At 48.1% G+C, this 18,129-nt stretch carries 15 protein-coding genes and 2 pseudogenes; all 17 read right to left on the bottom strand.

Annotated elements, in window-relative coordinates; translation table 11 throughout:
• Positions 1-3 precede the first annotated feature (3 nt).
• The 17 genes and pseudogenes from QLG08_RS02945 to QLG08_RS02865 all read right to left on the bottom strand — a co-directional run bounded on the left by QLG08_RS02945 (position 4) and on the right by QLG08_RS02865 (position 17,958).
• A complete protein-coding gene (locus tag QLG08_RS02945; RefSeq protein WP_024472301.1) occupies positions 4-1,911 on the bottom strand; it encodes a PTS sugar transporter subunit IIA in 1,908 nt (635 codons plus the stop codon).
• A 2-nt stretch (positions 1,912-1,913) separates the two neighbouring features.
• Positions 1,914-4,547 (bottom strand): mannosylglycerate hydrolase, encoded by a 2,634-nt coding sequence (mngB, locus tag QLG08_RS02940; RefSeq protein WP_041457691.1) that lies wholly within the window; start codon positions 4,545-4,547, stop codon positions 1,914-1,916.
• Between the two features lie 25 nt (positions 4,548-4,572).
• Entirely contained in the window at positions 4,573-5,676 is a 1,104-nt protein-coding gene (locus tag QLG08_RS02935) for a PTS fructose transporter subunit IIC (RefSeq protein WP_029568939.1), read from the bottom strand.
• Positions 5,677-5,689: 13 nt separating this feature from the next.
• Positions 5,690-6,013, bottom strand: coding sequence for a fructose PTS transporter subunit IIB (locus tag QLG08_RS02930; RefSeq protein WP_014593971.1), 324 nt, complete (start codon positions 6,011-6,013; stop codon positions 5,690-5,692).
• A complete protein-coding gene (locus tag QLG08_RS02925) occupies positions 6,010-6,471 on the bottom strand; it encodes a fructose PTS transporter subunit IIA (protein WP_013026224.1) in 462 nt (153 codons plus the stop codon). Before QLG08_RS02925 ends, QLG08_RS02930 begins: the two co-directional genes overlap by 4 nt.
• A gap of 635 nt (positions 6,472-7,106) precedes the next feature.
• Positions 7,107-7,427 carry a hypothetical protein gene (locus QLG08_RS02920; RefSeq protein WP_029568940.1) on the bottom strand — a complete coding sequence of 107 codons (321 nt, stop codon included), beginning with the start codon at positions 7,425-7,427 and terminating at the stop codon, positions 7,107-7,109.
• Positions 7,428-7,470: 43 nt separating this feature from the next.
• Positions 7,471-7,734, bottom strand: a complete 264-nt coding sequence (locus QLG08_RS02915) for a hypothetical protein (protein WP_029568941.1) — start codon at positions 7,732-7,734, stop codon at positions 7,471-7,473.
• Between the two features lie 99 nt (positions 7,735-7,833).
• Positions 7,834-8,019 (bottom strand): annotated as a pseudogene (locus tag QLG08_RS02910) (RHS repeat-associated core domain-containing protein); the annotation flags it as partial.
• A 259-nt stretch (positions 8,020-8,278) separates the two neighbouring features.
• Positions 8,279-8,527, bottom strand: coding sequence for a hypothetical protein (locus QLG08_RS02905; protein WP_041930831.1), 249 nt, complete (start codon positions 8,525-8,527; stop codon positions 8,279-8,281).
• Between the two features lie 332 nt (positions 8,528-8,859).
• Positions 8,860-9,474: pseudogene (locus QLG08_RS02900) on the bottom strand (RHS domain-containing protein); the annotation flags it as partial.
• Positions 9,475-9,622: 148 nt separating this feature from the next.
• On the bottom strand, positions 9,623-9,949 hold the full coding sequence (locus tag QLG08_RS02895; RefSeq protein ID WP_024472462.1) for a hypothetical protein: 327 nt from the start codon (positions 9,947-9,949) through the stop codon (positions 9,623-9,625).
• 4 nt (positions 9,950-9,953) lie between these two features.
• Positions 9,954-14,393, bottom strand: a complete 4,440-nt coding sequence (locus QLG08_RS02890) for an RHS repeat-associated core domain-containing protein (RefSeq protein WP_210494359.1) — start codon at positions 14,391-14,393, stop codon at positions 9,954-9,956.
• A 3-nt stretch (positions 14,394-14,396) separates the two neighbouring features.
• Positions 14,397-14,837 (bottom strand): DcrB-related protein, encoded by a 441-nt coding sequence (locus QLG08_RS02885; protein WP_022623326.1) that lies wholly within the window; start codon positions 14,835-14,837, stop codon positions 14,397-14,399.
• A gap of 12 nt (positions 14,838-14,849) precedes the next feature.
• On the bottom strand, positions 14,850-15,698 hold the full coding sequence (locus QLG08_RS02880) for a hypothetical protein (RefSeq protein ID WP_022623327.1): 849 nt from the start codon (positions 15,696-15,698) through the stop codon (positions 14,850-14,852).
• A 10-nt stretch (positions 15,699-15,708) separates the two neighbouring features.
• Complete coding sequence (locus QLG08_RS02875) at positions 15,709-16,518, bottom strand: lysozyme inhibitor LprI family protein (RefSeq protein ID WP_231858603.1); 810 nt, start codon at positions 16,516-16,518, stop codon at positions 15,709-15,711.
• 189 nt (positions 16,519-16,707) lie between these two features.
• Positions 16,708-17,088: a hypothetical protein gene (locus tag QLG08_RS02870; protein WP_041455865.1), complete on the bottom strand. Its 381-nt coding sequence runs from the start codon at positions 17,086-17,088 to the stop codon at positions 16,708-16,710.
• A 288-nt stretch (positions 17,089-17,376) separates the two neighbouring features.
• Positions 17,377-17,958, bottom strand: a complete 582-nt coding sequence (locus QLG08_RS02865) for a hypothetical protein (RefSeq protein WP_227022854.1) — start codon at positions 17,956-17,958, stop codon at positions 17,377-17,379.
• Positions 17,959-18,129: the final 171 nt, after the last annotated feature.

The raw sequence follows: 18,129 nt of genomic DNA, 5'->3' as shown, positions 1-18,129 counted from the left end.
TTCTTAAAGGAAGTGCTTTTTTGAGGCTGTAATAAATTCGTTATAATTTTTACACTGACTTATTTTTTCTATAATATCGTCGTCCAGAATATTGGTGAGGAAGTCATATATCAGCATACTGTCAATGAACTGGTCCTCACTGATGGCCAACATGAAAACAAGTTTTACCTGTTTACCGCGATCCCACTCAATGCCCTCGGGAAAGATGGCGACAGAGACTGTGGTGCGTAGGGCAACAGGCCCTAACGGATGCGGGATGGCGATTTTATCATCCAGCAGCGTTGACGCCCGCGCTTCACGATCTAATACCGACGATAAGAAATGATCGGTAACCCGCCCTTGCGCGGTTAACCTGTCGCAAAGAAACGTAATTAATGATGAACGGGTATAATCTCTCGCATTTAATACAAAAAAATTATCAGCAGAAAAATACGTTAGCATCGCGTTGACAGGCTGTGTTTCAGACACCAAATAATATTTTATATTTTCGAGCTGCCCTCTCTCTGGAAACGGGGGCAATAGAATAATACGTTTATTCTTCTCAACGATATTGACCAGGCTGATGACAATATCTTCGTAAACCTCAGGCAGCAGACTATATTGCTCAACGGAGATCTGCCTGACGATATCTAACCCCGGGTACATGCTAAGGATTTTTTGACACACGACTCGCGTCGAGGCCATCCCCTGATCGCTAACCACCAGCGCCCGCATCCCCTGACCACTCTGATGGCTGATACTGTCTTCCAGAATGGCGCCAATATGCATGACCAGGTAACCGATTTCATCGGCACTGATGGTCGCCTTGAAGAACTGGTCCAGTTCGCTGAATGCACTAAGCGTTAATTCATACATTAACGGATAGTGGCGTTTTATTTGTTCCAGTAAGGGATTAACAATGGTAATCGCGTTGTTGACGCGAATGCGCATGGCTCTGATATGGCTTAGCAGCGTCGCCTGGGACAGCGCGTCATAATTGACATGAATAAACCACGATGTACTCACGTAGCTCAGGAAGTGATTCATTATCGTGCGTTCAACAGCGTATTGTTCAGAGACCAGATTGTGGCTGGAGGTTGTGGTACAAAAGGCGACAAGATTCATGGCCATGAAGTCAATTTCACTTTGCGAAAACGGCATCGCCGGGTTAGCGCACAAAGACTGGAGTACGGCTTCAGCCAGCGTTTTCCAGCCAGGTTCCGCATCGCAAAATTCAAAATCCCGTAGCCATTTGCCTCGCGCCATCCTCTCTTGCGCAATCCCTGTGATCAGGCTTAAAAAGCGAAGATTCGCGTCACTTATCGCAATCCTTTTCTCTGCAAGGCACTGGCTCAATGCGTTTTTGCAGTCCGGGTATGCCGTAACCGGGCCGACATAACTGTCCTCGTCAGTTGCCTGAGTCAGGCGCAGTCGGTGGTCGTAGATGCAACGCCGAAAGGCAATTTCGCTACCTTTAAGCGTAAAGATGTCCTCACCCTCCGACACAATACGCAATTGATAGAGAGAGACGTGACGCTTCAGCAACGTAATATCATTTCTTAAGCTGTAGATACTGATAAACCACTCGGCTTCCCGCTCAGCAAGCCTCACGCCCTGCTCATCAAACAGCAGTGCCTCCAGCATGGCAGCGCGACGTTGTGCCCCCGAACGTGTTTCATTCCATGGCCGTTGGCACTGATCCAGTAAAACCTGCAGAGCCTCAGGCTCGCTAATCTGTAATGAGAAGCCGTTTTTTCGCGAATAGATAAGACGGTTACCAGACTGGCTGACGATGTCACCCACTTCTTTGAGGTCAGTACGGATGGTTCTTGTTGACACCTTCATCTCTTTTGCCAGGGCGGCCTGCGTGATATCGCCCTGCGCGAGTGTCATGAAGATGTCCCTGACCCGTTTGCTGGTGAACAGTCTCATGGTTATATCCGTTTAATCAGCACCGTCTGCACGTCGTTAGGCTTGAGCGTCTGCCGTGCCTGCATGGGCGTCATCTCATCGAGCATTACGCAGCGCGCGTCCTGCAGAGGCGGAATCACGACATCGGTTTCCAGATGGGGATTATAAAATCTGATGATGATTCCGCTGTGGTCTTCCGCACATTTCACCGCACTGACCAGGGCATCGCGATGTGTTGCTGGCAGGCTTAGCGCGCTATAAGTTTCGGGATAATCCCGCACCTCGTCATTCAGACAAAAACGCAGTCGTCCGTTCAGGAAGTCGCTGTCCTGATAAACGGGAAACTCGGTCAGCCAGGTTTTCGACACGCGCGCATGTTGGGCCTCATCGAATGTGCCGAGGTAAGTTCGCCAGCCAAATGAGAAGGTCATAGTTTTCAACAGCTGGGCATCGGGCGTTTCTACGATACTTTCACCTGACGCGCGGCCCGGCCGATAAAGCAGATTTTCTTTACCCATAAAGCCAAATGTGCGGAACAGCGTCAGCGAGAGCGTATTGAAATCATCCCCGACGATTTCGTATTCACGCACACCATTGGTGTGCAGCGTAAAGCCGTGCTGCTCATCGTGGAGATTGACGTAGCTTTGCATCGGTTCAATCGAGATCGGTTTTTCCTGCCAGCGCTCTTCTTCCCAGCACTGCAGCGCCTTGCCAAGTTGCACCGGTCGGGTGACCGCGCCAAACAGCTGATCGGCACAGGAAACCCGGGCCGCAATATCAGTGGCAAAGTGCACACAAAGACGATGACTCAGAACGTTGTTATCCACTTCCACATTAAAGCGAATAAGATCGTCATTCTGCAGAACGACTTTTACCTTGAGGTTCAGGGTTGTCGTGGCAGTGCCTGCCGCCCTTTCGGCTAAATCAGCCGGGACCTTGAGCGCGTAGCGAAGTATCAGGCCCTGGCTGACGGTACTCTTTTGTTTCTGAACGGTCGTCATGGCACCCTCAGACGTAATCATCCAGTCGGCCCGAGGCGGCGAATAATTGTATGAATCCCCATCATCACCGTTTTCCACAAACAGCATTTGCCGCGGATAGCGTTTACCGCTCCGTTTATCGGTAATGGTTAACAGGCCATCGGCTTCCGCCTGAATATGGTAAACGTCATTTTCAGCCGTTGTCTCCTGGCTCAGCGCTGGCCTCGCGGCGTTATCCTCACTGAAATCAATGTACCAGCGGTCATAGCCCAGTGCCGGTAATACCGGGCTGTTAACGGTCAGACGCGTACGGCAGACTTTTTCAGGTTTATGCCAGGCTTTGCCCGGATCGAGGCGAATCGTCTGATTAAGTACGTATTGCGTCAGATCTTCTTCAGACTCGATAACACAGGGGATTGCTTTGCCGTTGCCGTCACGCAAGGTAAACGGCAGCCCCGGCAGCCAGGCCTCAAAGGTTATGCCAGGAGCAACACTCCACGGCAGTGGATTGAATACGGTGAAGGTAAAATCATGCTGGCGTGGAATGCGCTGTGTGATCAGTCGGGTATGTAACTCCAGTAAATTCTGCGCCAGCCCTTTGGCTTCTTTATAGCGGAAGAAGACATCCTGATTGGTATCATCGCTGTTACATCCGCCGATGCTGTCATGGGCGGCGTTGTAAAACATCAGTTTCCATATCGTTGCGACAATATGTTTGGGATAGGCATTGCCCAGGCTCTGACTTATCGCCAGCACAGGCTCAAGCGTATCCACCAACAGCGATTCAACTTCATTGTTTAACAGTTTCAGGTCGGCACGACAGGAGAAGATCGTTTTGTGCACGCGCGAATGCTTAGCTTCGGTCAGTTCACCCTTTAGCGTTCGAACCTCTGCACCGGCTTCCTGTTCCAGCATCTTAACGACAGTCAGCGGATTGCTGATGAGGTACTCGCGGCTATCATCACGGGCATTAAACTGCTCGACTAATTCTGGCAAGTTGCGGCGCACGGGAGCCTGGTCGAAGCCATGAGGAAACAGCAGGTGCTGGCGATGACTACGCGCTTCTATTGCAGCCATCTTCTCATCAAGAAAGGCTTTCATGGTTTCAGGCGTTTCATCCAGCAAGCCGCCGTAGTGATAACCCCACGGCATCTGCAGGGCAAAAACCCGGTCACCGTTATCACCCTGCCAGAAAAATTCTGTTTCGTGCAGCGTATTGTCGGCGATGCCGCGCCAGAATAAGGCGTGATGGATACCGAACTGGCGATAGAGTTGCGGCATATTGCCGCCCTGGCCAAAACAGTCCGGAACATAGCCCAGCATCATTACGTTGCCATGGCGTTGAGCCACTTCCATACCGTAAAACAAATTCCTGACAACAGACTCCTGATGAATCACCAACTGATCCGTTTGGGTAAACCACGGCCCCGTCAGCAAACGTTCATCGGCGATCAGTTTCGTGAGTCTGGCTCGATCCTCAGGAGCCCACTGAAGATAGCTTTCGATAAGTGAGCTTTGTGCGTCTAATAAATAGCAGGGAAACTCAGGATGGGTTTCCAGTACCTGAATAAGATTTTTAATATGGTTGTACAGGTAAATCCGCGAGCGTGAAGACGTAAAATACCACTCCTGATCCCAGTGCGTGTGCGTATAGAGATGAACTGTCCGCTTTTTCATATTATTAACCTTACTAAAAACCGCTTTAGTCGAATTTAATTTCAATATCGTCCGGGGAAGTATTGATGCTCTCGCTGTTCGCATCCGTCTCATTAAAATTCACTAAAACGTTAGCGCCTATTGCGATCACCAAGGTGCCCACCAGCGCGCCAAGAAAATAGGCCCACGGATTCCCGACGGTAAAACCACCGTACAAGCCCCCCAACGGCGGCATAATGGGATAAGCTTTAAACAGCGCCACCGTCATTGAACCCATGGCGCCCGCCAGTATGTTTAACGGAATTAATCGCGCGGGATTTTTTAACGTAAACGGTATTGCCCCTTCGGATATTCCCAGAATGCCCATAATCACCGAGCCATTACCGGCTTCTTTTAGGGTTTCACTGAAGTTACTTGGCCGGATAAAGCGGGCAGCGGCATAGCCTAATGGCGGAATAATAATCGCGACATTGACCAAAATAGCCGGTAAATAAACGCCACTCATAAACAACACATTTCCCGTGCCCCATGCCGCTTTATTAACCGGCCCGCCAAGGTCAAAACAGATCATGCCGCCCAGTACCGCAGCCAGCACAACGGTATTGGTGCCGTCTTCGGTCATGCGCTGCACCCAGGCCATCAGCGAACTGTTGAGCCAGTGCAGGACATCGCCCAGCAGCAACAGCATCACGACAACCTGCAGCCCAACGGTAATAAACGGCAGGATGATTAGGGGCACGGACGAAGCGGCAGAACCGGTGATGCGGATTTTTCGTGATACCCATTCCGCAGAATAACCCGCCAGTAAGCCGCCCAGTACCGCTCCCAGAAAACCGGATCCGGTAACAGAGGCAATCAGCCCCGCCGCAAAACCTGGCGCCAGCCCTTTTTTCCCGGCTATTGAATAGGCAACGTAAGCACCTAATACGTAATTCATTAATCCAATGATTTTGAAGCCGATATCCTGGGCAAGATACAGCCATTTTTCCAGCCCGCTACTGTGGGCAAAGCTGTCCAGATTGGGTTCACCCAGGATGATGCCGATAATCTTGGCCACGGCGACGACTAACGAGCCGGCAATAATGACGGGCAGCGCAAAAGAGATCCCTGTCATTAAATGGTTTTTGATATTGACCATAGTTTTTTTCATAGTGTCACCAATATCACGGGTTACGGCGCGCCTCGACAGCCGCCACGCATTTTGCAATGACCTCGGCTGCATGTCCGACGCACTGACTGATTTTCACCCTAATGACTGTCTTACCGGCAAAGCGCTCTTCTTCTTCAATCGAGCGATCGGCGGCAATCAGCACAAAGTCCGCTTCAGCAATATGTTGCGGGGTTAATTTATCGATCATCCCCATCGCCCCTTGCTGTTCGATATGCACCTGATGGCCCAGCTTTCTTCCCTCTTTCTCAAGCGATTTGGCTGCCATTGGCGTATGGGCTAAGCCCGCAATACAGGACGTGACGCCTACGATATTCATGCTTCCTCCTTAAACTGGATTCGTTGCACCATAAACTGGAACAGGGCATCCCTGTTTTCGAGCGTAAATAAGGCTCGCCTGAAATCATCATCAACAATCTGGCTTGCCAGCGCGTTTATGATTTTTAAATGCAGAAGACTGGCGCCAGATTTTGGTACCAAAAGTGCGAAGATTATTTTGATGGGTTCGCCATCCAGACTTTGCCATTCAATTGCGTCATTCAGCCGAATAAAAATCACGCCGGCTTTTATTACGTTGTCCGTTTTGGCATGAGGCATGGCGATTTGACTTTCAAAACCCGTGGAATATTCATGCTCGCGCTGCCAGAGATCCGTTTTAATGTCATCTGCACTCAGCGCCCATCCCTGTGCAACCGCGTGCGAAGCAATAAAATCAAAGACCTCGTCTTTGCTGGTAAATGCTTTATTTAAGAATATGCTTTCGCGATCAATAAGCATGTTTTCCCTCTTGCCGGATTGTTCCGTACCTTGATGAAAATCCTAACGGAAACCTAAGGTATGTAAACACAAGCGGTTTCCGGTATGGTGCGGAAGATGTCTGCGGCAGAGCGGGCCAGAAATGGGAGGCAGGTCTAAATAATAACTTTCTTTGAGATATGGATCACGTGGAGGAATAAGGACAGGTTTTAGAGGTGTTTGTAAGGTGGTAAAGAATAGGGATATTTGAAAAGGAGGTTGGAGGGAATAAAAGAATTCAGCTGAGTGATTATGGCAAGAGGGAATGGTGTTTTGTTATATGTTAAATAATCTTATGTAGAAGCCCCTGAAAGGTAATACAAAATTGAAGTAGTACTTACAATCAAGATTGATTGAAACCCTATATAGATAAAGAAGTCTTAAATACCAACTTTATAGATTCTTTCTTGAAATTATCATTAGAGAGCATACACTCTAACCTCCTGATACAACCGGAAAATCCATAATTATTTAGCTATTAAAACTACAGCACCCGCAATTACCCTCTTCGCACACCACTTGAAAGCGCGCTAATAACCTCAAGGAAAAAAATATTTCAAAAACCCCTTCAAAAAATTCAATTAAAATAGCGCCATCAAAAGTTGGCAACTGAATTCTTACCTTTCCCTCACTACGAAATCTCCCGGGCCATTCCAGGCTATCTCCTTATAAGGCATATTAATTTCACCTCTTTCCTTAAGGTAATCCATAACCTGAGATGGAGCCCACCCCTGTCCGTATGAAAACAATGCTCCCATCTCAATAAGTTTTTTCAATACAGTAATCTTATCATTTCCATCTTTAAAATTAACACAGTAAGAACATCCCGCCTCAAGATAACCACGCATCGATAAAATAGAAATATCATGACCGCAACCTACTGATTTAATCACAACTATTTTATCTTCCAATATAGTCACAACAATAGCCTTTAACATTTCACTCCTTAAATAATTTCAATCAGCTTATTTTCACCAATATTTACTTAAGATTAGATAACTCCTTTTTAAACTTTGCTATCAACTCAATCCATTCGTTATATGAATTATTTTTAACATAACAATCACCCAACCATTTTGAATGGCAACGTGAAAGTAAACTTTCGATAGCGCTCAACCTCTCAGAGTCGCTTTTACTTAATGTCAATACCTTACCCATTAGACTTTTTATTTCATTCGCTTCATCTACGTAAGAAGCAAACATCAATGCTTCGTATATTTTCAAACTAGTTTTATCTATACTCATGGCGTTTTTGGTGCCTCTTTGATACTCATCACCTGTGAAGTTTATTCGCTACTCTCTAGTGAATTTCTTAATCGCCATTTAGAATTTAACATTCCATTGTTATTGATAATAAACCGCAAAATAACCACAGACCTTAATGCTCATATAAACCAGAAATGTGAGTTCGCTGATATTATTAATTTCGAATTTCTTTGAACAGTTTATCCCGCATGTGAGCCCTATCGGGTCCTGCTGGGTAAACCGAGCGCTGTCCGGGTCATAATAGCGGAACAAATTATAGTGGAGCCCGGTTAATTCGGCACCTGTGGCGCCTCACCCCTTTGGCTATCGCTAAAGCGATGTTCAAATTTGCTTAAGCAAATTAGGTACTGGCCTTACATGCCCAGGTTCTGCTCTACCACCGGAATTCGCTGGTTAGACTCGCGCAGCAGTTTGCCCCACGGGCTCTTAACACCTTCCCATACTTTTTGCCTTTATTAAGTTCGTCATAATATCCACCGTAAAATCAATGCATAATTCAAATTAAATTTAATTAATTCAAGTTTCACTGCCAAATATTAAATAACTGTTTCCAGATTTCCATCTCTTCATCTGTAGCAAGACTATAATCGCCAGTAACCTTTCGATAATTCATGAAACAAACGTCAATGGCCCGAATTGAAACTGTTTTATTCTTACGGCTCCCATCAATGATAAATTTCATCTTATCGCGATATTCTTCATCTTTAATCATTTTTTGGAAAAAGACCTCAAGAAAATCTAAAACTTCATTATAGGAAAATAAATCTATCATTCTCTCCCCTATAAAATATCAACTTTATCAAACTCTATTACACTTGAATTAGCATGCATTTTTTGATTTCTCCAGCACCATATTCTGAGGACGCTTAGATGAATGGTCAAGAGGGGGCTCCCTCTCTATCACCAAACATTCGAGGATGACGCACTTGTGGCACGCAGTTTCCAAAAAATTGCAACGTATCACCCCCCTAAATCTGATATAACTCTATGATTTGTAGATTAATATCAAAAAATAAAATGTAAACTCCTTGAAATCGGCACCTGCGGTGCCTCATCCCTTGGGGCCATCACTGAAGCGATATTCAAATTTGCTTAAGCAAATTAATCCCGGTCCAGATACTTGCCCTGAATACGCAGGTTTTGCTCCACCACCGGAATTCGCTGGTTAGACTCGCGCAGCAGTTTGCCCCACGGGCTGTTCACGCCTTTCCAGGTCTTTTGACCTTCAGCATCGGTCAGCAGTTCTGGCGTGCCGTTAACCGCGCAGTGGAACCAGAATATCTCCGGGCTTTCCACGCCATCAATACGGGCCAAATGCTCATAGCTCTGGCTGTCGCTATAGACGTAGGTCAGCGGAATGTCGTCGTGGATCTCCTGCAGCAGGCGGTAGCCTTCCCAGACAAAGCGCGTTGTGACGGCCCTGGCAGACGGCCTGCCCTGTAACAGCTGCTGGCGGGTTTTACTGATGCGACGTCCCAGCGGATCGTAGCGGAAACTCACCTTAGTGCGTGGCTTATTGCGGTCCCGCGGTTCGCTGATCACATCCGTCAGGCGATGCTCACCATCGTAACGGTAGCGCCAGCGGGTCTGGCCGTCACCCTTTTCGGTGGTGCGGCCATGAATGTCGTACTGCCAGCGGATACCGTTCAGTTCAGTGACGCGGTTATGCATGATGTGGGAAGCGGCATGGCGATCCAGCGGGTTGCCAGCACTGTCCCAGCAGCAGTGACCTTTACCAAGTTGCACGCCATCCTGAGAAAATAGCCAAATAACATTTTAATATTGCTGGGTATTCCTCACTATCAGCACTCACAATAATAACTTACGTCTGACTTTAGGCTTTACAATTTTTTTACTCATTTAAAACTTAAAGATTATTATCATTTATTATTTTCCATATTTTGCTCTTTACAGAATCCAAAAATTTATTAGCTTCACTCCTTTCTTTTTCATCATCGCGCCAAATATAAAAATCAGTAAAAGAACCATTCCCCTGTTCCATTGTTTTCCATGTATCACAAGCTTCCTCTAAGCTCTCTTTTTCAGAAGCACCTTCCTTGTTTAAGCAAATATCAAGTTTTTCAATTATTGCCAACACTCCTCTCATCCAATTTTTTTCATGTTCTTTCTCAAGGATTTTTTTCAGAATTCCAAATTCAATCAATAAATCGGCAGATATCTTTCTATAATCCATATAATTACCTCAACGGCCAACTATCAAGCACTTCTACTCCACTTAGTCGCCATGGTTGCTCAACAAATATTTGAGTTATATTTTGCCCACCGAGATAGGCCCCACCTTGATAGCCGACAGGTCCTTCATAAATAGTAGTTCCTTTAGGAATAACTATCTTATATACAGACTCGATTGGAGAAGTACCTGTCAATGTACCATTCTTATCTATCCACTGCGGCTTTACAGCTAAGTCTATATGTACTTTTGCTACAGAATCAGCAGGATTTCTAGTAAACCATTGTCCTAAAGCATTTTTACCACCGCCAGCTTTACCTGCTCTGTAAAGTACTAAATCATGTTCCAAAACATGAACGTTATATTTCCCACCCGCAAAGTTTGCGGCTGGATTCCCATTTATTTTTGCCAAAGGACCAGGGTTGTTAACCATGTCATATTTATAATCATTTTTACATCGATTTAAACCTAATTGATCAGTCCAGCTTAAAGCATTTGGTGCGTAGCTATATAAATTAATCCCGCCCGCCAGCCCTATCGGGTCATGCTGCGTAAACCGGCCGCTGTCCGGGTCATAGTAGCGAAACAGATTATAGTGCAGCCCGGTTTCACGGTCCAGGTACTGGCCCTGCATACGCAGGTTCTGCTCCACCACCGGAATTCGCTGGTTAGACTCGCGCAGCAGTTTGCCCCATGGGCTGTTCACACCTTCCCAGGTCTTCTGGCCTTCAACGTCGGTCAGCAGCTCGGGCGTACCATTCGCGGCGCAGTGAAACCAGAATATCTCCGGGCTTTCCACGCCATCAATACGGGCCAGCGGCTCATAGCTCTGGCTGTCGCTGTACACATAGGTAAGTGGAGTATCGTCGTGGATCTCCTGCAGCAGACGATAGCCTTCCCAGACAAAGCGCGTTGTGATGGCCTTGCCAGATGGTCTCCCCTGTAACAGTTGCTGGCGGGTTTTACTGATGCGACGCCCCAGCGGATCGTAGCGGAAGCTCACCTTAGTACGTGGCTTATTGCGGTCCCGCGGTTCGCTGATCACATCCGTCAGGCGGTGTTCATCATCGTAACGGTAGCGCCAGCGGGTCTGGCCGTCATCCTTTTCGGTGGTGCGTCCATGAATGTCGTACTGCCAGCGGATACCATTCAGTTCAGTGACGCGGTTATGCATGATGTGGGAAGCGGCATGGCGATCCAGCGGGTTGCCTGCGCCATCCCAGCGCCACTGCTCATTACCCGGCTGCGCGCCTTCCTGAGACAGCAGCCGACCGGCGTTATCGTAGTGCCATAATGTCTGGCTGAACGGGTTATCGTCGCGCTCTTCACGGATTAGGTTGTTGCCGTAATCGAAGTCCCGCCGACGGGACCAGAACCGCGGCGCAGGACGCTGTGCTTCACCTTTGAAAACGTCACGGCGGCGCAGCCTGCCCAACCGGTCATACTCACTGCGCGTGGTCAGGCCGCCCTGCGTGCGGCTGAGTTCCCGATGCAATGTGTCACGGGTAAACTCAGTGACCGGCAGGTTGTCCAGCGCGATGCTCAGTAAATGGCCGCTGCCGTAGTAAAGCTGCTTCAGGTTGCGACCATCCGGCAGGGTTAAGGCCGTGCAGTTACCCAGCGCGTCGTAATCCCAGGCCAGCGCGCCCTGTTCACCCTGCTCACCTACGATACGGCCCAGCGCATCATAGGTAAACGCAATCTCCTGCTCGGCCTGCTGGCTCCACTCGGTGTCAGACAGCGGCAGATGCTGCGACACTTTACTTAACTGCCCACCACCGCTGTAGTGATAGCGCGTCTGGCCTTCCGGCGTGGTCCGCGCCAGCAGTTGCCCCGCACGGCTCCAGTGATAGCGATGGGTAATGGACTGAGGATGTCCGGCGGCAAAGGTGCGTGATACCGTACGGCCCGCCGCATCATAGTCATATCGCGTGGCAACGCCATCCAGCCCAACCTGGGCCAGCAACAGGGAATCTGCGCCCCACTCGAACTGATACTGCTCGCCATTCTCGTTTTGCAGCGCTGTCAACCGACCACGGCTGTCCCAGCTGCGCTGAACCGTCTCGCCCTGGGCATTACGGTTGGAGATTAAGCGCCCGACGTTGTCGTAGCGGAATTCACTACGTTTACCATCCGCTGACTCGTGGGCCAGTGGCAGGCCGTTGTCGCTCCAACGCAATCGCTCTTCCCAGCCCTCTGCCCGCTCCAGCAGAACAGGACGGCCCGCAGCATCATAGTGATACCGGGTTTCTTCACCATCCGGCGCAGTCACACAACTGAGCCAGCCAAGGGGATGATAGCGGTAGCGCGTCGTCAGCCCTGAACAGTCTGTCTCGCGGATAACCTGGCCGGCATCATTGAATTCACGACGGTAGCTGTTGCCTGCCGCGTCAATCTCTTCGACAACCAGCCCAAACTCATCCCGCTTATAGAAGGTACTCTGCCCTAGCGCATCAACCACGCGCTCAAGGCCATGATGGGGATCGTAATAGTATTTCGTGGTGGCACCGTCAGCCCCGGCAACGACCGTGGGCAGAGAACGGTGTGACAGCCATTGCACCGCCTGTACACCGCCGTCCGCATCTTTCTCTTCTACACGGTTGCCGAGATCGTCATAGGTGAAGCTCACCGCATTACCCAGCGGATCGATACGGCGCGTCAGAAGTTCGTTTTCATCCCACTCATAGCGCCAGGTCTCGCCCCGCTCATCAATAAAGCAGGTGATAAGCCCTGCAGCATTCCAGTGATGTTCGCGCTGCTGACCGTCATAGGTCGATACGCGCGTGATGCCAGCATCAAGATCATAATGCATGTGACAGCCGTCACCGGTATTGGTGCGGTTTTCAACGACGCGCCAGTGATCCAGCTTCTGCCAGCGATATTCGCTTTCCAGCCCGCCCGGCAGTTGATGCCAGACCATTAACCCGTCATCGTTGTAACGGAAACGACGCGAGACAACGCCTGCGGCATCGGTGACGCTGGCAAGCTGGCCCTGTTCATTGTAAGTCCAGTGCGTTAATGGCCAGTGCTGCTCACCATCAAAGTGACTGGCCGAGGTCGGGCGCTCTGCATGCTGTTTGTCGTCGTAATGCAGGGTAACGTCAATAGCCAGCGGCGCGTCATGAATGCGTATCAGGCGAGCCTGCTCATCCCAGCCCATCTCCAGCGCATTGCCGTATTCGTCGCTCAGTGAAGCCAGCCGCAGCACTTGCGGATCAGCGGCCGTACGTCTGTACAGACGCCATACCGCACCGTCGTCGTCGGCAATGGCGATATCACCCAGTTCGTTGCGCCTTACCATCAGCCCTTCGCTGATGCTGTAGAGCACCTCTTTTTCACCGGGAACCGCAAAGCTCAGCTCGCGCCCGTTGTCATCAAACCAGGTCGCCTGATTGCCATCCAGCGTTAAATAGCTGTCAAACACCGTCGCCCAGCCCAGACCAAATAATCCGCTGCGATGGGTCAGGCTGTTATAGCTACGCTGGAAACTGAGCGGGAAGCGACCAGGAAGGGAGAAATCGCGCTCGGCATCATCGTTAAGCACTTTGACGCCGGTGGAGGCATGAACCGGAAACAGCGATGAGAAGGCGGCGTTGATGGCCATATCCGCCATCATCCCGCCCACGGCGCTCGCCAGCGCACAGGGCATGTTTTTCAGAATCTGGCTGGGCCGACCACGAATCAGGGAAAGGCCGATCATCATCACGGCCAGACCTGGCACCTTGCCACTTTTAATCTCTCTTACTGTGACGGTTTCACCACCAATGATGACATTGGGGGAAACATCGTCACTCACGGTGGCATCACAGGTGGTTTTATCCTTTGCGCGCACCGCAGGCTGGCCATTGATAAAGACGCTTTTCGATCCCTGCGCCAGATATTGCGGTGCGCTGTGCTTTTCACAGGCCACTTTGTCCTGTTCAAGCGGAGAGGTGCCAGCGTCGGCGGAAGCTACCGTGGGTTGCCACATTGCACTGCCAAACTGACCCACCGCAGAGAGCAGCATGCCGCCATAGTCTGCGAAACTCTTGGGCGATTGCGGTTCCGGTGGCGGCGTATCTCCGGGCGTAAGCATCCCGGCCGCGCGTGCAGCTAAAAGACCATTCACGTGAACATTCTCTGATCCGCTGGCGATCACACCGGCTGGAGAAGGCGGGAATATCATGTCTCCCAGCCCATCGGCCGCTTTAGTGATGTCATCCGAAATGCCCGCAGCATTCGCTAATACACCGCCAATAATGCCGCTGAGCAGACAGCTGGAACCAATGGCTGCGACGCCTGCCGCAGCCATTCCTGCCCCCAGCAATGGTGCTGCTGCTGTAGCCGCCGCACCGACCGCCGCACCGATCACCGCGTAGGCTGCGCCCTCAGCGACAATACTGGTGATATCAGCGAAAATGCTGGAATGAATGATCTCATCGCCCACGCGGGCCGCACGGTTATCCATAGCTTATGCTTTCCGTGGGTTGTTCAGACTCAGGCTTTGTTTGAAGGCATTCCAACGCTGGCCGTCTTCTTCATTGAAAGCGCGCATCGCGGAGAGGGTAAAAATCATTAAGATGTTGCTATCCGGAACCCGGGTCGCCAACTGTCGCTGCCACACGGCTTGTCCGTTACGATCGAAGGCGGTTTCAACTTCTAGCGCACGCAAAGCGTTATCCGCGCCAGCCGTAACCCGAACAAATTCCGTCTGCTGAATATGGCCCATCTGGCTGCGCAACGTGTCCCACTGGCGCTGAAACTCTTTTTCCGCATCGCTGTCTTCAGGAATCACACCACGGCTCACCACTAATGCCAGTCCGCTGGCGTCATCCCGCAAAATATTCATGGTGGTGTCCTGCCAGGCGGCAGGAAACAGCGCAAAAGCGCCTTCATTAAACTGATAATTCATTGGATGTCCGTTTTATTGATTGTTTGTGGCGGGTGGAACCAGGCTACGATAATCGCCATCCGCGTTATCGGCATTTGTGAGTATCTGTGTGTTATCACGGGCAACTTTGATATCAAAAAGCCGGGGAGAAATATCCGGGTCCCCGCCGCAACTGACGTCATGGTTGTCTTCACGAACCGTGATGATGTAGAACGCCTTCTCACTGGTGTCATCCAGGTCGTATCTCAGACATTGATCATCAAGCGCGGTGAGGTGATAAGTATGAATCGCGTTCGTCGCTAAGGCGATAGCCTGATCAGCGCTGACTTCATGTTGCTCTGCACTCATGGTGGTATTCAACATAATGTGGCTGACTTTTTGCTGGTCAATTTCGAACATCAACTGCTTCTCACCCATCTTATAGATAAGCCACTGCTGATTATCACTGTTATCTTCTTTTCCGGGTCCATAGGCTTTCTGAACCTGTTCCACGCTATCGCCGACGATTATGTTACGAGCCGTCGGCACGCTGTCACCGTCCAATAGGATCTCTGCCAGAATTGCATGGCTGGCGTTTCCTACCGCCGTCGCGCTGAATAACTGAAAGCCTTCATAGGTATGTTGGTAATAGTTGTACCGTTGCTCATTGATGACGACTTCTCCGGCCACAACGGAACTCAGGGCTTTGCCTGCGCGTATGAAGCTTTGGTTGTTCCATGCGTCGCCGGGGGTGAAAGCGTAGTCGTTGAGCAGAACGGAAAAATCTCCCTCATTTAAAGCGGGAGTTACGGTTTCTGCAGTGGATTCAGCCCTGGCAAGGCACGATACCAACATAAGGACAGCCACAAACAATAAGCTGCTGAAAAGACGATTTATGAACATTGTGCTTTTATCATGGTAAAGGCACGAGAGTATCAAATGAAACCGGTGTCGGCATTAGGTTACCATCACGATCTTCAACAAGTTGCCACGAAAGATTTGCCCCTTTTAAGGTGACTCTGGCTTTCCTGCGGTCGGGTTCACCTGACGAGGAAGGGAATGAAAGCATAGCAGTGTTACCGCTCACGCGTCCGTGCAATATATGGGGATTATCATCATCAGGACAATCTATCTGCTCAGTACCATTCATATAACAGTAGGTGCCGGTAATATCATCGCCATGCTGTACCAGCGTCACATTAAGCGTACCGTTCTTTTCGCTCTCTCCATACCAACTGCCCGTTAAAGGTGCTGAAGGAGCTAACTCATCTGCACGATTAATTGTCATTTTTAAATAACAGCGATCGCCTGCAATTAATTCAGCATCCTCGTTTGCTGCGTTAGCAATTTGCGCGTTGCAGTTAGTATCACGATATTTAACCCATTGACGCTGCGCCTCCACATAACGCTGCCTGGCATCTTCACGGCGCGTTGCCAAAAAATGTTGGTAGTTTTGGTTCAGCCGTGCATCCTGACGCTTGATTTCGTTGCGGTAGCAATTACTTAATTTCTCATTCGTTGCGCTACTTTTACTTAAGCAGACCAAGAAAATGCGCCCTTCATCATTAAGTGTGACGTGATTTTTTTCATTAGCCTTGCTGGTGCTACTTATTAGAAAAACAGATAAAGAAAAAATTAAAATTAAAGAAAAACGAGGCATTATCAAGACGCACCGTATAAGTTGAGAATTATCAGGACTTGAGGCAGCAAAAAAATCAATCATGATTAAATTTTAAACAGATTACTACACGTTCGCGCCAGTCACATAAAACCTAACGCCTTCATTAATCAATAAAAAACTTAAATCCTTATAAATATAAAAATTCATATTAATCAAAAAGCATCATCACAGCAAACCAAACAAGAAAACAAGGGTGCTAAACTTTAAGCACCCTTGTTTATTAAATTACAGCTAATTACTCTTTTTTTGCTGAGCATCCTGATTGTAGTCTGGAGCAATACCTTTATGCATATCAATTAATCTGTCTTTTTCAACCCAGCCAGTAACTTGGTCACCGTCATCAGAAAGATACATGACACTGTAATAACCATGATATTCAACGTAGGCATATAGGCTATTACCCGGAATGACGAAAACTCCTTTTTCCAAACATTTCTTATCTGGAGCAGAGTAAAACTGTAACCGGCCTTCCCCACCTACTTTGAAAACATTATCAGTATTATCAAAACTTATGCCTTTAGCATTTGCAAGTTTATCAAGGTCCGCACAAAAATCATTTGCCAAAACCTTACACGGCAGCACCAAAAAAACCATTATTAATATCTTAATCATACCTACCCTAAGCTTTAACAACACGCACTAAACAATAGAATTAATTTACACTAATGAACTGTTCGGCCAGGCTCAACCAAAGCTGAAATGAAGAAAGATGTATATAATGGACAAGAAATTGATTAAAGCATATTAAAAAAGTAAATTGATTATTAAATTACTTTAAGACAAAAAATAATTGCCATTTGGTTAATTATTTAATCACTCCACAAGAACCCTTCAATGGAGGTTTTAGTTGTCAATACGGCTTATCTTTGACAATTACCTTCTCTCTTATAATTATGTTAATTATTGAATGGTAGTAATAGTAACGTTAGTCAGGCAAATAGGTTTTTTCTGATTAAATGAAAATGTGATCTCATTTTTATCCATATCAGAAAAACTCGTATAGCTGGTTGTCTCATTTTCAGAATCCCCACGCGGGTAATTTGATAACTTAGCATCATGGTAATGCTTCTTGACATCACTGAGCGTGAAGCACCTTCCATTAAGTGAGAAGCGCAGAAAAGGTGCCATACCTCCCGACGATTTACTGAGACGCAATTCAATATCGGTTATGGTCGATGCATCTTCAAGCTTTACTTTTTCGCGAACCTGATAAAAATTGATGTATTCGTTCTGATTTATTAATTTGAACGCTAGCGGCGCACGATTAACATCATCTACAGTGAGTTTTTTTACTACAGGATTCATCTGCGGGATAAAATGCCATACATCTCTTGCTTGTATTCTGGCATCAGCCACTCCACTTACCAAAACACTTAACAGCAACACTATTGCTCTAATGTTGTACTGACCAATTATTTTGGTGCAGTCTATATAAAGCCATTGCGCACTGTTTTTTTGTGGTGACACTTTCACTATTACCACAACATCTCCAGGCTTTTAATCAAGAAACGAACAAGTAAGAGATAATATATAAATGTCGCTAAAGATAATATAACCATTACCTAAAAAATCTTAAGCTTGAGAAAATCATCTGGTGGTTAAAGAATGTTGAAACGCTATCTAATTTATTCTTATGAGACGAATGTATTTGTA

Source organism: Pantoea sp. V106_11, assembly GCF_029967885.1.
GTDB lineage: Bacteria > Pseudomonadota > Gammaproteobacteria > Enterobacterales > Enterobacteriaceae > Pantoea > Pantoea ananatis.
This window is presented reverse-complemented; position numbering and strand designations above follow the sequence as displayed.

Excerpts from the sequence above, each read along its gene's own strand:
- QLG08_RS02945 (WP_024472301.1), bottom strand. The coding sequence starts at position 1,911 with ATGAGACTGTTCACCAGCAAACGGGTCAGGGACATCTTCATGACACTC.
- mngB (WP_041457691.1), bottom strand. The coding sequence starts at position 4,547 with ATGAAAAAGCGGACAGTTCATCTCTATACGCACACGCACTGGGATCAG.
- QLG08_RS02935 (WP_029568939.1), bottom strand. The coding sequence starts at position 5,676 with ATGAAAAAAACTATGGTCAATATCAAAAACCATTTAATGACAGGGATC.
- QLG08_RS02930 (WP_014593971.1), bottom strand. The coding sequence starts at position 6,013 with ATGAATATCGTAGGCGTCACGTCCTGTATTGCGGGCTTAGCCCATACG.
- QLG08_RS02925 (WP_013026224.1), bottom strand. The coding sequence starts at position 6,471 with ATGCTTATTGATCGCGAAAGCATATTCTTAAATAAAGCATTTACCAGC.
- QLG08_RS02920 (WP_029568940.1), bottom strand. The coding sequence starts at position 7,427 with ATGTTAAAGGCTATTGTTGTGACTATATTGGAAGATAAAATAGTTGTG.
- QLG08_RS02915 (WP_029568941.1), bottom strand. The coding sequence starts at position 7,734 with ATGAGTATAGATAAAACTAGTTTGAAAATATACGAAGCATTGATGTTT.
- QLG08_RS02905 (WP_041930831.1), bottom strand. The coding sequence starts at position 8,527 with ATGATAGATTTATTTTCCTATAATGAAGTTTTAGATTTTCTTGAGGTC.
- QLG08_RS02895 (WP_024472462.1), bottom strand. The coding sequence starts at position 9,949 with ATGGATTATAGAAAGATATCTGCCGATTTATTGATTGAATTTGGAATT.
- QLG08_RS02890 (WP_210494359.1), bottom strand. The coding sequence starts at position 14,393 with ATGGATAACCGTGCGGCCCGCGTGGGCGATGAGATCATTCATTCCAGC.
- QLG08_RS02885 (WP_022623326.1), bottom strand. The coding sequence starts at position 14,837 with ATGAATTATCAGTTTAATGAAGGCGCTTTTGCGCTGTTTCCTGCCGCC.
- QLG08_RS02880 (WP_022623327.1), bottom strand. The coding sequence starts at position 15,698 with ATGTTCATAAATCGTCTTTTCAGCAGCTTATTGTTTGTGGCTGTCCTT.
- QLG08_RS02875 (WP_231858603.1), bottom strand. The coding sequence starts at position 16,518 with ATGATTGATTTTTTTGCTGCCTCAAGTCCTGATAATTCTCAACTTATA.
- QLG08_RS02870 (WP_041455865.1), bottom strand. The coding sequence starts at position 17,088 with ATGATTAAGATATTAATAATGGTTTTTTTGGTGCTGCCGTGTAAGGTT.